Source organism: Pseudoalteromonas sp. TB25 (assembly GCF_000497995.1).
Classification (GTDB): domain Bacteria; phylum Pseudomonadota; class Gammaproteobacteria; order Enterobacterales; family Alteromonadaceae; genus Pseudoalteromonas; species Pseudoalteromonas distincta.
Map to the genome: position 1 here is coordinate 23,836 of NZ_AUTI01000350.1, position 15,552 is coordinate 39,387.

The 15,552-nt window shown below is 40.1% G+C and carries 11 protein-coding genes and 2 pseudogenes; 6 read left to right on the top strand and 7 right to left on the bottom strand.

Annotated features, from left to right (window positions below):
• Positions 1 to 92 precede the first annotated feature (92 nt).
• The 3 genes from L652_RS0114765 to L652_RS0114775 form a co-directional block, all read right to left on the bottom strand.
• On the bottom strand, positions 93 to 2,051 hold the full coding sequence (locus L652_RS0114765; RefSeq protein ID WP_024603524.1) for a phytase: 1,959 nt from the start codon (positions 2,049 to 2,051) through the stop codon (positions 93 to 95).
• 11 nt (positions 2,052 to 2,062) lie between these two features.
• Positions 2,063 to 3,037 (bottom strand): metallophosphoesterase, encoded by a 975-nt coding sequence (locus L652_RS0114770; protein ID WP_024596556.1) that lies wholly within the window; start codon positions 3,035 to 3,037, stop codon positions 2,063 to 2,065.
• Positions 3,038 to 3,098: 61 nt separating this feature from the next.
• Positions 3,099 to 5,402, bottom strand: coding sequence for a TonB-dependent receptor (locus tag L652_RS0114775; protein ID WP_024596555.1), 2,304 nt, complete (start codon positions 5,400 to 5,402; stop codon positions 3,099 to 3,101).
• Positions 5,403 to 5,699: 297 nt separating this feature from the next.
• On the opposite strand from L652_RS0114775, the gene L652_RS0114785 reads away from it, so the two are divergent.
• A complete protein-coding gene (locus L652_RS0114785) occupies positions 5,700 to 6,620 on the top strand; it encodes a GGDEF domain-containing protein (protein WP_024596554.1) in 921 nt (306 codons plus the stop codon).
• On the top strand, positions 6,604 to 7,605 hold the full coding sequence (locus L652_RS0114790; RefSeq protein ID WP_024596553.1) for an AraC family transcriptional regulator: 1,002 nt from the start codon (positions 6,604 to 6,606) through the stop codon (positions 7,603 to 7,605). The genes L652_RS0114785 and L652_RS0114790 overlap by 17 nt, the downstream gene beginning before the upstream one ends.
• A 1-nt stretch (position 7,606) precedes the next feature.
• Here the strand turns inward: L652_RS0114790 and L652_RS0114795 are convergent, their stop codons facing one another.
• The 4 genes from L652_RS0114795 to ettA form a co-directional block, all read right to left on the bottom strand.
• Positions 7,607 to 8,110 carry a TlpA disulfide reductase family protein gene (locus tag L652_RS0114795; protein WP_024596552.1) on the bottom strand — a complete coding sequence of 168 codons (504 nt, stop codon included), beginning with the start codon at positions 8,108 to 8,110 and terminating at the stop codon, positions 7,607 to 7,609.
• 62 nt (positions 8,111 to 8,172) lie between these two features.
• Positions 8,173 to 9,081, bottom strand: coding sequence for a histone deacetylase (locus tag L652_RS0114800; RefSeq protein WP_024596551.1), 909 nt, complete (start codon positions 9,079 to 9,081; stop codon positions 8,173 to 8,175).
• Between the two features lie 53 nt (positions 9,082 to 9,134).
• Complete coding sequence (locus tag L652_RS0114805; protein WP_002958114.1) at positions 9,135 to 9,500, bottom strand: PilZ domain-containing protein; 366 nt, start codon at positions 9,498 to 9,500, stop codon at positions 9,135 to 9,137.
• A gap of 154 nt (positions 9,501 to 9,654) precedes the next feature.
• The gene (ettA, locus tag L652_RS0114810; RefSeq protein ID WP_024596550.1) at positions 9,655 to 11,328 is read right to left on the bottom strand and encodes an energy-dependent translational throttle protein EttA; all 1,674 of its coding nucleotides are present in this window, start codon (positions 11,326 to 11,328) and stop codon (positions 9,655 to 9,657) included.
• Positions 11,329 to 11,661: 333 nt separating this feature from the next.
• Here ettA and L652_RS0114815 point away from each other — a divergent pair, with 333 nt between their 5' ends.
• The 4 genes and pseudogenes from L652_RS0114815 to L652_RS0114835 all read left to right on the top strand — a co-directional run.
• A complete protein-coding gene (locus tag L652_RS0114815) occupies positions 11,662 to 12,309 on the top strand; it encodes a porin family protein (RefSeq protein WP_024596549.1) in 648 nt (215 codons plus the stop codon).
• Positions 12,310 to 12,519: 210 nt separating this feature from the next.
• Positions 12,520 to 13,467 (top strand): homoserine O-succinyltransferase, encoded by a 948-nt coding sequence (metA, locus tag L652_RS0114820; protein ID WP_024596548.1) that lies wholly within the window; start codon positions 12,520 to 12,522, stop codon positions 13,465 to 13,467.
• Positions 13,457 to 14,534, top strand: a pseudogene (locus L652_RS01000000123875) (homocysteine S-methyltransferase family protein). Before metA ends, L652_RS01000000123875 begins: the two are co-directional and overlap by 11 nt.
• Before the next feature lie 9 nt (positions 14,535 to 14,543).
• Positions 14,544 to 15,552, top strand: a pseudogene (locus L652_RS0114835) (dihydropteroate synthase); the annotation flags it as partial.

The window sequence follows — 15,552 nt, forward strand, 5'->3', positions numbered from 1 at the left end:
GCAAAGAATTGTATAAAAGGCTCAAATGAGCCTTTTATACAATTTCAAGGTAATCTCAATGCGACATTAAAATAATGGCGACTAAATAAGCACTACTTAATTGCTTTTTTTACTTCTCGCCAATCTATTATTTTAAAGTTTTGAGGCTGCTGTGGCATACGGTTATAACCATCTTGTACAACTAAAATACCTTCAGGATAACCCGGAAGAGACTTAGATGTTACTGTTAACCCGTCGGTTTCTGATGAGCCATCAATACCATTAACCAAATCACTTATTACACTAAACTTACCTGCAAACTCTAAGCTAGGTGTTTTAATGCCCGCAGTACCATTCTTTATTTTATACAGTACGTAGCTGTTATCACCTTGGCTCGAAACAACTAAATAACGTGTTTTGTCGCTGTGGTAAATTTCCATACCTTCAACATCATCAACAAGTTGCTCATTTATACCTTGCAGCATAACCGGTGTACTGCCTGCCGTTGGCTCTGCACCTATAAACCAAATACCGGCATCTTCTTCGCCTACAAATAATTGTCCTAGTTCATCATCTGCACTACAGCCTTCTGGTTGGCTTGGTAGGTTAAACTCGCGAACAAGTTTGCCTGTTATTTTTTCGTTATTCTCACTGATTTTATATTGCTGATATAGCCCCGATTTATCATTTACAAATACATAGTTCCCCGTATTTGACGAGTACATACATAAGCCATAAATTTCATCAAGATTGGTAGGAATATCAGCAATGTACTTCACACTATTATTAGCTTGTACTGTAAATACACTAATACCGTTAAGCGTTCGGTTACTGGCAGTTATTAATGTATTGGTACTGTTTTTAATCGTGCTATTTTGTCGCAGGTCTACGTTATTTAAACGACCAACTTCAAGTGACTGTTCAAGCTTGCCATTTAGGCTGTATACCATTAGTCCACGGCGTTTATCGGTGCCTAAAATTAAGCTGTTTGCTGCATCTTTAGGGTTAACCCAAATTGCCGGATCGTCTGCTGCATCACCAAACGCTTGTACGGGGGCAGTTTGTGCACTTGCCTTTATTTGAGTAATTGATTGGGGGCTGGTTTTTAATGATTTTATGATAGGTGTTACAGGTAGTGTACTTTTAATATAAGCGCCTGTTTCGTCGTTATACAGCACTGCCGTTGCCGCGTTGTTACTTGTGTAATTTACCGCTACCGATTCCAAGCTCAAGTCACCATTTAACATCCAGTTATTAAGCATTTTACTAATTGGATCATAAGCATACACAGTATTTTTTTTGGTACTAGTAAACCAGATAATACCATCTTGCGAAGCTGAAATAGCTCCTAGTTCACTGTCTAACTTTCCAAAGGGGGCGACTAAAGCAATCGGTTTTTTATCTGCTTGCGATTCCGCGTTCGCGTTTATTGCCCAAATGCCTACTTCGCTTTCACTTACATATAAGGTATTTGTTGTTGTACTTACAGCACAACCCGACGCCTCACTAACGCCAGAAAATTCACGTACATTTACGTTAACCGCTTTATTATTCGCTGTATCAAAAATAATAGTTTCGGTAATTAGCCCGCGTACATCAGGTACAAATGCCGATATTGATTCACTCGCTTTATTAGCAAATAAACACACCGTATCGGGTTGTGCTTGTGGTGGGNCCCAGCCACTTTGAGTGTGCTCAAGCTTAAATATAACAACGTTATCTTGATTGTTATCAATAGTTGCAACCAAAAATGAGTGTGCTGTTAGCTTAGTGACAGCAAGCGCTTCAAAGTTACCTTTTTTTATAATGCGGCTTTGTTGCGTTTCACTTTCAACTAACACTAAGCCTTTGCTTTCGCTTGCTAGCAACCAATTGTTATTATTTAACCATGCCGCTTGTGAGCCTTGCATGTTATCTGTTGGACCAAATTCAGTACTATTAATGACTATTTTATCGGATGTGTTTTTTACTGCCGTATTTGTAGCCATATTACTATTGCTACACGCACTTAATGTACTAAGCACTAAGCTACTTACAATTAAGCTAATAGATGTTTTTAATTTAAAGTTCATGTTGTAACCCTTTATTGGTCAAAGCGCTTTTGAGTGCTGTAACGCACTTCGCCTTTATAGTTAATAGCCGTTGCTTTTAGTGCTTCATTGTTAATCGAAAAGCTCAAAAATCCTGGAGTAGCTTCTGCAAAACGCGTAAATTCACGTTGTTTTACGTAACGCGCTTCGCTACCACCACCAGATACAAAGTGGTCGAGTTTACTGCCATCTATTTGGTTATGTTGTAGGTCATGTTCGTGTCCTGCTACGTATGCTTGCACACCATTTTGCTCAAATATGGGCTCGAGTAAATTACGTAAACCTTCAGTAAGTCCGTAACGTTTTCCACTGCTATAAAGTGGGTGATGACCAACCACTATTTTCCATCGTGCTTGGCTATTTGAGAGTTGGCTATTTAACCATGTTAATTGCGCTTGGCTGTTTTGCCCTTGAGTTGCTTTGTATTTTTCGCGTGTTTTGTATTCAGGATTTAAAGTATTAGTGTCTAAAAACACCATTAATATCTGCTCGCCACCTTTTAAAGTAAAGGTTTTGCTGTAATAGCGTGCAGGTAAATTCCAGCGCTGACTTTTTTTACTGTAATCAAGTTGTGCTTGCGCATTACCTAAATAATCATGGTTACCCAGTACTACATACCAAGGCTCGAATGTATGTGGACCATGGTAAATATCTTCATAGGCACTTTGCCAAAGCGGGTCGTTAACACTTGCCACGCCATTGGGATAAAAGTTATCGCCAGTTGAAATAGTAAAATCACCATCCGTTTGAAACATCGCTATTTCTAACTGGTGTGCTACGTCTTTTTGATAAAAGTGCCCGTTATGTCCCCAATCACCAATAACCGTAAAATTTAAGCTCTTAGGCAGCACCGTCAAGTTGGCAATTTTTTGTTGCTCGTATAATACATCGGTGTACGTTACGTTTGCCAATACGCTTTGTATACTGCATAAGCCAAGTGTTATTAGCAGTAATGTTTTTTTTATCATTATAGTTCTCTCATGTTTGGTAGCGCTAAATAAAGTGATTAGCACTACCTCATAAACTTATTTAAAATGCGTAACGCAGCATAAGTTGATAAACCGGTCCCGCTTCTTCAGATTCAATTTCGTACTCATCAAAGCTTCTACTAAACTGATCTTCAACGGTATCAAATTTATTAAAGGTTTCGTCTTTACTTGCATCAAGTAGGTTTGAACCCACCAAGCGTAGCGTTACATCTTCCCAACGTTTTTCTAAAAACACTTCAAAGTCGGCACTGTAAGATGTAGTTATTTCTTCACCTACAATACGTCCATAGGCATCACCTTGCTTACGGTAAGTTACGCCAAATGCAGCTTTGAGTTCGGGTAAGTCTTGAATAAACCCAATGTTATAAACGTAGTCTGATTGGTCGTTAAATTTGCGAGTTCCAAAAAAATCGGTTACTTCACTATCAAGCCATGAGTAGTTTAAAAATACACCCGTATTAGGCATGCTAAATGCGCCAAGTGGAGTAGATAAATCAAGCTCAACTCCTTTAACATTACCATCGCCGGTGTTGCGTGGTTGCAGTACAAATGTACCTTCGCCTTCAGAGCCTTCTTGTCCTGTATTTGCTATTTCTATTAGGTCATTTACTTTGCGATAAAATAAATTAATACCTACAACGCCACTTTTTCCTAAGCGATACTCGTAGCCTAAGTCCATACCCCAAGCTGATTCTGGTTTTAATTCAGGGTTCCCTAGTTGGTCGTTATCGCCAAGCTCTTTTTCGATAAGTGCCGGCGTTAAAAAATCAAACTCAGGGCGGCGTAAACTACGCGCAATCGATGCACTTATACGCCCATTTTCGCTAACGTTATAACGAAAGTGTGCCGAAGGGAGGATAAAGTCGTAACTATTATTTTCGGTCACGCCAATTGTTTTATCATTAATTTTAGAATCGGTAGACTCCCAGCGAACGCCCAGCTCCCAAGCAAATAAATCATCTTTGTGCTTAACAAGGGCAAATAAGTCAAAGCGATCTTCTTCTAAAGTATTTACACCACCAGTAACCGCTTCGTACTCGCTATTAAATGCAGCAAGCGTTAAAGGTGATGCTGCGTATTGATCCCAACTGGTAAGTGCAAGTTCTAATTCGTTTTGCGATTCTAAAATTTCACTGTCGCGTTTTTTATTTTGTAAAAATGCACCAAGCTGAATTTCTTTGCTGTCACCCCAAGGTTGGCTGTGTTGCCACTGTAGAGTCCATTCTTTATCATCTATTTCACTTTTAGTTTGCTCTTCTTCAAATACCATAGGCAGCTCTGAGGTATCTAATTCGACTTCTTCCTCATAAACAGACTCTTCAAACCGAGCAAAGCCAAATTTAAACTTACTTGTGCCGCTTAGTAGTGGAAATTCATAAGCGGTATTGATGTTGTAATTAGTTTGGTCAATATATTTAACATTGGCATTATCTGTTTCTAAGTTACCGCCATTTACAATATCGTTATTGGTTGCAGTTGGGTCGTTGTATTCAAATGAACGTTCATCCTCAGTACGCTCTGTATCAACCCACATAGCGCTAATATTAAACTGACTATCGTCGTCAAAAACAATTTCGTAGCTGGAGTTAAGTGATGTGTCGTCGCCATCGCGAGTGTCTGATTGGTCTTCGCGGTTATCAAACTCTTCTGTTTGAAAATTTATATTGTTTTCAGGGCTATCGCCGTAGCGCAAACTAGTTTTTTGTTTTGGGTTATATCTGCCTTGTAAATTTGCACCAAGTAATAAGCGCCCACCAGCAAATTCAGTACCGTACACAGCAGCCAAGCTTTCTTTAAATTCACCATCGTCATAAAGCAAGCCACCAGCACGCAAGTAACCGCCATCTAAACTGTAACCATCGCGCAATACAATATTTAATGTGCCCGCAATAGCATCGGCTGAGCGGTTAGCACTTGATGAGCGAATAATTTCAACGCGTTCAATTAACTCAGCCGGAATTCGGTCAACAAAAAATGAACGGTCGGCACCAGCGCCAGGTACTTCTTCACCGTTTATAAGCACCTTTGTATAAGCAGGGCTTAACCCCCGCATACGTGCACCATCCGATTCAAGCACATCCGATAAAAATGTAACACTGGGTACTCGTTTTAATGCATCGCCTGCGGTCAATGGTTCAAAACGTTGAAAGTACTCTTGTGAATATTCTAAGGTTGGTGCGAGTTCGTCTGAGCGGTTTCTGTAGCCAATTTCACCGTATACAACAATTTTGTCAGAAACTTCGATATCTTTTTTTGTGGTTTCTTTTGCATCATCTTCTGCATAAGCCGTTAAATTACATAAGGCTAATGCGGCTACCAGTGCTTTTATTTTAAAGTCTTTCATTGTATTTGCTCTTGGTTATTGCTGGGTTGTTTCTTGATATGGCGAGCAAGCTAAAGATATTTGATTACGTAAATGTGACAGTGTTTAGTTTAAATACATGTATTTAGAGGTGTTTGAGCAATATCTAGAGCGTATTGAGCTTTTATCACTCCTGGTAAAGTCAGGTGTTATGTACCGTGCAGGGCTGTTTTTAAAGTAGGTATCATTTAGTTGTCATATAGCTGAGCTAATATGACCCTGCTAACAAAAACTTGTATGAACTAACTTTAAAACTCATTTATAAACGAGATACCGCACATGCGATTTAACCCCTTTATCAGCCACCGATTATTAATAAACGCTATTATTGCGATGTTTTTTAGCGCTGTGTTTTTAAGTAGTTATTTAGGTGTATTAAAAACTTACGCCAGTATTCAGTGGCTCGATATTATGGGGGAGGGCGGTATTGTATTAATGACTCTCGTATGGATTGCCGCGTTATTAATTTCAAGACCACCGGGTAAAGTAACCACTTACTTAGTGATAGGTGTTGGGTTATTTATGTTCTCGGCAACCCTCGATTTACTTGATGAATGGCTAATGCATCCCGCCCATCAATGGCTCAGTTGGATTGAATCTCTGCCAGCACCTTTAGGTATGTTGTTAACGAGTGTGGGTTTGTATTATTGGCATCAAGAGCAGTACGTATTAAATCGTCAGCTACGCCGCCGTGAAGCGCATTTACGTGAGCACGATAAGGTGTGTTCAGTTACAGGTCTTTATAAGGCGCAGTACCTAGATTCTGCAATTAAAGAGCAACTTACGAGCAAACAACCACTCTGGCTTGGGGCTATTGATATTCGTGATTTTTCGCATTTTAATAGTGAGTTTGGCTTTAGTGAGGGCGACCGGTTACTGCGTGAAATTAGCGAGCTATTGTTAATGAATTGCCGACTAAGTGATGTAGTGTGCCGCTACGCAGGAGATTGCTTTATGGTATTGATGCCAGCCACCACAGAGCAGCAAGCTAAAGAGTTGATGGCACAAATTAAAGGAGCTCTAAAGCATTGTGCATTTAAAGTTGAAGCATCTAAAAAAGCAAAGTTTCAATATGTCACTACCGCCTTAATACAAGGTAATACGCATAGCAGTACAGGTAAACTAACAAGCCAACTGCATAGTCAATTACAACAAAAAAAGCATCAACTAAAAGTAGCGCACCGTGCACATGTTTGTTAGCCAAGACGACAAATATTTAAGCGCTCAAGGGCTTATTACGTCAGCTGTAGAGCTTGCTCAAAGCCGAAACATAAATTTACATAAGCTGCTACGCGGTACCGGTATTTTTGAACAAGACTTACTTAATTTTCAGCATACATTTAGTGTGTCTCAGCAGGTGCGTTTATTAGCTCAATTTAAGTTGTTGATGAAAAGTACTGACAGTGGTTTTTTACTCGGTAGCCAACTTATTAACGACACTCGAGCCGAAGCTCAGGCATTAAAATATAGCGATAATTTAGCTCAAGTATTAAAGCAATTATCACTTTTAAGAATGCAATTAGCGCCTTTGCTGTTTAGCCAAACGTATATTAAAAACGATAATGTTTATATTTATATTCAGCCAGCACATGGGTTTGATGAAAGCCTTTACCACTATGTGCTAGAGATATACAGCACTGCATTTTATAGTTTACTTAAACGAGTGAGCGAAAGTTACCCGCATTGTCAGTTCGACTTTGCTTTTAAACGCCCTCGGCATATTCAAGAATACGAGCAAAATTTAGGGCTAAAGGTAAGTTTTGATAAGCCATGTACTCGCTGGGTATTAAATAAAACCATGTTAAGGGCTAAAAACCCGCATGCGAGTCAATTACGATTTATGCAAGCGCAGTCGCAGCTACATAATAAAAGCGTAGTTAGCATGACTTTTATTGAAGCCGTCTGCAGATACTTATACTCTCACCCAAGTGCTAATTTAGAGTGCACCGCAAAGCACTTTGCTATGAGCTCAGCTACATTTAAGCGCAGACTCAAACTCAATGGGGTACGCTTTTCAGCGTTAATAGATGAGCAAAATAAGCACAAAGCTATTTACCTACTTACTCTGTGCGCCAAACATAACGAACAAGTCGCTGAACATTTAGCTTTTTACGATATACCTAACTTTCGGCGCGCCTTTAAACGCTGGACAGGCTTAACACCTAATCAGTTAAAAGCGCAATAAGTTACTCAGTTGCCATGTCTATGGAGTGTAACAATGTTCGTGCATTTAAATGAAGATTTGGATCTTCTGGGTTTGACGTATTAGTCAGCCAAATTACATTGCCTTCTTTATTTACAAATAATGTAGTAGGTGTGCCTCGTATACCTAATTGCTGTGCTATTGCATCGGCTTTTACAGCTGTTTTAAAAGTATAACCTCTTTCGCTAAGTGCTTTAGCGGGAGTAGCATCGTCATCTTCTTCAAAGCTCACGGCAATAACTTTTAATCCCATATCATCAATTTTTTGAAGTGCTGGCTGCAGCTTTTTACAGTACGGACACCATGTTGCCCAAAAGTGTAAAACGTAAGGTTGACCTAATAAATCTTGAGTATTGAGTGGCGACCCATCAGCCATTTGTAAATTTAATGTTGGCAATTTAGGATATGTTGCTTCTGAGCTTGTATCTTGTGCGTAAGCTGTAAAGCTTAATAAAATTAGCGTGATGGTAATAAATAGCTGTTTCATAATATGCTCTTTTTTATTTTACATATTAAACAAGAACGATAATTTAACATTTTTATTTCAAACTAAAAGCCAGCAGCTTGTTCAACAACAATAGCGTGGCGTTTAGCGAGGCGTAGGTGATCTCTATCGTAACCTCCACCTATCACAGTAGCTACAGGTGTATTGTGTTCAAGGCAGCGTTTTAGCACTAAATGGTCACGTTTAGCTATGCCATCCCAGCTAATATCTAACTTACCCAAGCCATCACCTTGCCAAATATCAACGCCAGCATCGTAAAGTACTAAGCTTGGGTTTAGCTCTTTAAGTAAATAACTTAGTGTTTCGTTAACTATGGCAAGGTATTCGTCGTCCTTCATATTATTTGCCAGGCCAATGTCTAAATCGCTAGCGGACTTTCTAAAGGGGAAGTTTTTTTCACAATGGATAGAGCAAGTATACGCATAGGGTTGATGCTGTAACATTGCAGCTGTGCCATCACCTTGGTGCACGTCTAAATCAAAAATAAGTACGTTAGTTACCTCACCCGATTTAATTAAAGTTTGCGTGGTAAAGGCCAAATCGTTAACCATACAAAAACCTGAACCAAAGTCATTATGTGCGTGATGTGTACCACCAGCAAGATGACACGCTATACCGTGTTTAAGTGCTAAGCGGGCTGTCTGTAGCGTTCCTTGAGGGGCTGTAAATGTACGTGCCATAAGCTCTTTTGACCAAGGTAGACCAATGCGACGCATGGCTTTTTCATCTAAGCGGTTGTGCCATAAATCTTGGATATAATTATCGCAATGCACAAGCTCAAGCGGCTCTGGCGTGCCTAATATTGGCTCAACTAGGTTACTGCCGATTAAACCAAGCTCTGCAACATGTTGATATAAATGTGCAAATTTACTCATTACAAAGCGATGCTTAGGATCAAAGCTAAACGAGTAGTTAGGATGGTATACCAAAGGCAAATGAGGATTTAAGCGCATATTTACAAGCTTTATAAAGTTTGCGCTATGGTAATCAACTTAAGAGAATGAGTCTATTGTGAGTCATTAATAAGTGACGCTAATTCGCGATGCAGTAGCTCATCATCGGCTAAGTTTAGCTCTATTAAACGCTTTAAATAAGTAATACTGTCTATATCAATGTGATGGCATTTTAGACCAATATGATCGGCTTCAATATGGCAAATCACTACTTCCATTTTTATTTCTATATCGCTTTGAGGTAATGTAAAACGCAGTATTGCTTGCGTATTGTGGCTGCCAATAAATGCATCACAATTAGTAACCAACGCGCCATGTAACGATAGATCGAGTAATTTACACGGATACTGTTGGCTATCAAAACATAACAGAGCGTTAGTTGAAAATAGCACACGAGAAAACTGTCGACGATTTTGCATAACCTAATTTAGCCTTACTGTTTTTATAATAAATTAAGCATAGCGGGTAATTCTCTACATGCTAGCAAGATGTGCTCCTATAATGCTGGTGACATAAAAAAGCCCTGCAAAGTGCAGGGCTTAAGTTATACAAACATAAAATTAACCAATATTTTTAGCCAATTTTTTTGTACTTAATACGTTTAGGTTGAGTTGCCTCAGCGCCTAGGGTCTTTTTAAGCCACTCTTCATATTCAGTGTAGTTACCATCAAAGAAGTTAATTTGACCTTCATCACGGTAATCTAAAATATGTGTAGCGATACGGTCAAGGAACCAACGGTCATGCGAGATACACATTACACAACCTGGGAACTCTAAAATAGCGTTCTCCAGTGCACGTAGTGTTTCAACGTCCAAGTCATTGGTTGGCTCATCGAGTAGTAACACATTGCCGCCAGCTTTTAATAACTTAGCAAGGTGTAAACGGTTACGCTCACCACCTGATAGGTCTTTAACAAACTTTTGCTGATCGTTACCTTTAAAGTTAAAGCGACTTACATATGCTCGGCTTGGGAACTCAAAGTTACCAATTTTCAGTACGTCTTGTCCGTCTGATATTTCTTGGAAAACAGTTTTGCTTTCGTCCATACCGTCGCGGAACTGATCAACAGTAGCTAGGTGTACTGTTTCGCCAACGCTGATGTTACCGCTGTCTTGCGTTTGCTCACCACTTATCATTTTAAACAGCGTTGATTTACCCGCGCCATTCGCGCCAATAATGCCCACAATGGCACCTTTTGGCATGCTAAAGCTTAAGTCATCAATTAAAACTCGATCGCCAAAACTCTTACGAAGATTAGTTACTTCAAGTACTTGGTCACCTAAACGCGGACCAGGTGGGATAAACATCTCGTTAGTTTCGTTACGTTTTTGGTAATCAGACTGCTGCATTTCAGTAAACTGAGCCATACGTGCTTTTGACTTAGCTTGACGACCTTTAGGGTTTGAACGAACCCATTCAAGTTCTTGTGCAATTGATTTTTGACGTGCTTTTTCAGATTTTTGTTCTTGCTGTAAGCGCGCATCTTTTTGTTCAAGCCAAGAAGAGTAGTTACCTTCCCATGGAATACCTTCACCACGGTCAAGCTCTAATATCCAACCAGCTACATTATCAAGGAAGTAACGGTCATGCGTTACAGCCACAACAGTGCCTTCGTAATCGTGTAAGAAGCGCTCTAACCATGCAACCGACTCAGCATCCAAGTGGTTAGTAGGTTCATCAAGGATAAGCATGTCTGGTTTTTCAAGTAATAATCGACATATAGCAACACGGCGACGCTCACCACCTGAAAGGTGCTCAATTTTAGCATCCCACTCTGGCAGGCGAAGTGCATCAGCTGCGCGTTCTAAAACGTTGTCGATGTTATGACCATCGTGCGCCTGAATAACAGCTTCAAGCTCGCCTTGCTCTTTTGCAAGTGCGTCAAAGTCAGCGTCTTCCATGGCGTATTCGTTATACACTTCGTCAAGACGTTTAAGTGCATGTTTAACTTCGCCAACAGCTTCTTCAACAGTTTCACGTACTGTTTTACTTTCGTCTAAAACAGGTTCTTGCGGTAAATAACCAATTTTAGTACCAGGCTGAGGATGTGCATCACCTTCAAAATCTTGGTCAACACCGGCCATAATACGTAGTAACGTAGATTTACCAGAACCGTTTAAACCAAGCACACCAATTTTAGCGCCAGGAAAAAAGTGCAACGAAATATCTTTTAAGATAGTGCGCTTAGGTGGCACAACCTTAGATACTCGACTCATCGAGAATATAAATTTATCAGGTAAAACCATGGAGGAAAGCCTTCAAATAATAATAAAAATTTCAATGTTGTATTGTAGTGGCTGACGGGTGAAACAGTCAACGAATGCTGTATAGAACAATACACTTACCTAAGCGGTACTTTGTTTTGATTGCTCGTTAAAAACACTACTATTACAGGATTTCTATTGTGTAAAATTCTGTAATCTATTGTTTTATATTGTTCAAATACATTTCATTTTTAACAAAAGTGGTACAGTATATTTACAAGCTGTAAAGTATAAGCAAGTTATATAGGCAGGCCACACTTAGTTTGTTGTTAAACATCACATTATTAAATATTACAAAGGTTTAAAGGAATGAACATGAAAATAGTTACAAGGTTAGGGGCATTACTTTTAGGTTTATACTCATTTTCGAGCCAAGCAGACATACTCCACGTAAATGGTTATTACCAAGGAATAGGGATAGGGTCTACGCAAATTGATGTATACGAGAGTGATAGCATACAGTTTACAACGCTTTACGGCCGGTTTGGATATCAGTTTTCGCGTTACTTTGCATTAGAAGGGCGTATAGGTTTTGGGTTAAATGATGAGTCAACGCCTCTAAACGGAATTGTTTACACTCAGAACCCACAGGACGGTTCGCTGAGTTCAGAATTCATTAAGAGCGAAATCGATTCAAGCCTTGATTTGCAAACAAGTATATTTGTAAAAGCTAATTATCCAATTTCATCTCGAGCTGATGTGTTTTTATTTGGTGGCTATGGTAGAAATAAATTAAGTTACAATGAAGGCGACTTAAAAAACCTTGCAGAATCAATAACTGGTACAGATACAAATTCTACGCTAATAACTGAGCAAAACTACGATGAAGGCGGCGTAACGTACGGAACCGGCATTGACTTTAGGCTAACTCAACGCTGGCAAGTAAGTGCTGAATACCAATATTTTGATACAAATGAAGGCGATATTTACGCTCTTAATTTATCTGTAAATTATCGTTTTTAATTATAATAGCGCTACTGATTTTAGTAGCGCTATTTCAATTCACTAAAACAAAGTACTTCAATATAAATGCATTCCCTCTCATCTATAACTTTTAGTAAATCTTAAAAAAATCATGAATAAATTTCATTTGGACATCTATACATCTAGAGGTTGATATTTTTTACTTTCAGTTCATAATTAAGCCTCGGTTTTTATGAACAGGAGTAAAGTATGCCAATTACAGTAAAAGACGAGTTGCCGGCAATTGCACGTTTACGTCAAGAAAACGTATTTGTAATGCCAAAAAGTCGTGCAAAAACGCAAGAAATACGCCCAATGCGTTTGGCTATTTTAAACTTAATGCCTAATAAAGTAGAAACCGAAGTTCAGTTTATTCGCTTACTTGCCAACTCACCTTTGCAAGTAAACGTAGAACTACTGCGCCTCGACACTCACCGCAGTAGCAGCAACTCAGAAGAGCACCTTGATACCTTTTACCGTTATTTTTCAGAAGTAAAAGACAACAATTACGATGCATTAATAGTAACCGGTGCGCCACTTGCGCATTTAGAATACGACGATGTAGCGTATTGGGATGAGTTAAAGGTTATTATTGATTGGGCTGAGCAACACGTTACCTCTACGTTATTTTCGTGTTGGGCAGCGCATGCAGCGTTATATCACCGTTACAATTTAAAACGCGATTTAAAAGACGATAAACTGTGTGGCGTATTTACTCACCAGTGTTATTTTGATCACGGCGCACTGACTCGCGGATTCGACGATACCTTTTTGGTACCGCACTCACGCTACGGCCATATTGATATAAATAAAATAAACGCCTGTGAAGAACTCGTTGTACTGGCAGGTTCTGCGCGAGTAGGGGCTTACTTACTTAAAAACAAATCGGGTAGCCAAGTGTTTATAACCGGCCACCCAGAGTACGACGCCGACTCGCTAAAAGCAGAATACGAGCGCGATTGTAAAAAAAGCCCTAATGCACCAAAGCCCGAAAATTACTTTCCGGATGACGATGCAACCAAACAACCTTCAAAAACGTGGCAAAGCCATGCTTTTTTACTTTTTTCGAACTGGTTAAATTACTACGTGTACCAAACCACACCGTATGATATTAATTTAGTTAGCCAAGACGTGAGGACTAACAACTATGCCGAATAACGCGCCTACAAATAATAAGCAAGCCGAAATAAGTGCCGCATTAAAAGAACGCATTTTAATTTTAGATGGCGCAATGGGCACCATGATCCAAGATCATAAGCTAGAAGAAGAAGACTATCGCGGAGAGCGTTTTAAAGACTGGCATGTATTAATTAAAGGTAATAACGATTTATTAAGCCTAACCAAGCCCGACTTAATCACTGATATTCATCGTGGTTTTTTATCAGCGGGCGCCGATATTATCGAAACCAACACGTTTAACTCGACCACTATTTCGATGGAAGATTACGACATGGCAAACCTAAGCCGTGAAATAAACCTAGAGTCGGCTAAATTAGCACGCGCAATTTGCGATGAATTTACGGCTAAAACGCCAGAAAAACCGCGCTATGTAGCCGGTGTTTTAGGGCCGACATCTAAAACGTGTTCAATTTCGCCAGACGTAAACGATCCGGGTTACCGAAACGTTACTTTTGATAAGCTAGTTACTGCGTATGTAGAGTCTACCCTTGCATTAATGGAAGGCGGCGCCGATTTAATACTAATCGAAACTATATTCGACACGCTTAATGCAAAAGCCGCCTCGTTTGGTGTAGAAGAAGCCTTTGAGCAAGCAGGGCGCACATTACCAGTTATGATCTCGGGCACTATTACCGACGCTTCTGGCCGTACGCTTTCTGGGCAAACAACCGAAGCATTTTATAACTCTATTCGCCATATTAAGCCTATTTCGATTGGTTTAAACTGCGCGCTTGGCCCTGATTTACTGCGCCAATATGTAGAAGAGCTTTCGCGCGTGTGCGAAACCTTTACATCGGTACACCCTAATGCGGGCTTGCCTAATGAGTTTGGTGAATACGACTTAGAAGCGCCTGAAATGGCAGNNAGCCGAAATTATCGATTGGGGTAAATCGGGCTTTATTAATATTGTAGGTGGATGTTGTGGCACCACGCCTGCGCATATTCGTGCTTTTGCAAAAGGTCTAGCGGGCGTTAAACCACGCCAATTGCCAGAGCTTGAAGTACGCATGCGTTTATCAGGCCTTGAAGCCTGTAACTTAAATTAAGGAGCCAACATGACCCAACAAATAGCAGTATTTACTAATGTCGGCGAACGTACCAATGTAACCGGTTCTGCCATGTTTAAACGTTTAATCATGGAAGAAGACTTTGAAGCCGCGCTAACAGTGGCCCNCCCGCGAACAAGTAGAAAATGGCGCACAGGTTATTGATATAAACATGGACGAAGCCATGTTGGACTCAAAAGCCGCGATGGTTAAGTTTTTAAACTTAATAGCCTCAGAGCCTGATATTTCACGCGTACCCATTATGGTCGACTCCTCTAAATGGGAAGTAATAGAAGCAGGCCTAAAGTGTATTCAAGGTAAGGCCATTGTTAACTCTATATCGCTAAAAGAGGGCGAAGAGCCGTTTATTCGCCAAGCTAAAATAATAAAACGTTTTGGTGCAGCTGCCGTTGTAATGGCGTTTGATACTGACGGGCAAGCTGATACAGCAGACCGCAAATATGAAATATGTGCCCGCAGCTACAAAATATTAGTAGAAGACATTGGTTTTCCACCAGAAGATATTATATTCGACCCTAATATATTTGCCGTAGCCACCGGTATAGAAGAGCACGACAACTACGCAGTAGAATTTATTGAAGGCACACGCCGCATTAAACAAAACTTACCGCACTGTAAAGTGTCGGGCGGGGTGTCAAATGTATCGTTTTCATTTAGGGGTAATAACCCAGTACGTGAAGCTATTCACTCGGTATTTTTATACCACGCCATAAAAGCGGGTATGGATATGGGCATTGTAAATGCAGGGCAACTCGCCGTTTACGACGACATCCCAGAAGAGCTTCGTAAAGCCGTTGAAGACGTAATACTTAACACAGACCCAGGTGCAGGCGAGCGTTTAGTAGAGCTTGCACCAAAATACTCTGGTATGGCACAAGCCGAGCGAGTAGAAGATTTAGAATGGCGCACATGGCCTGTTGAAAAACGCCTTGAGCACGCGCTTGTAAAAGGCATTACTACCTTTATAGATGAAGATACCGAAGAGTGCCGCGCTGCT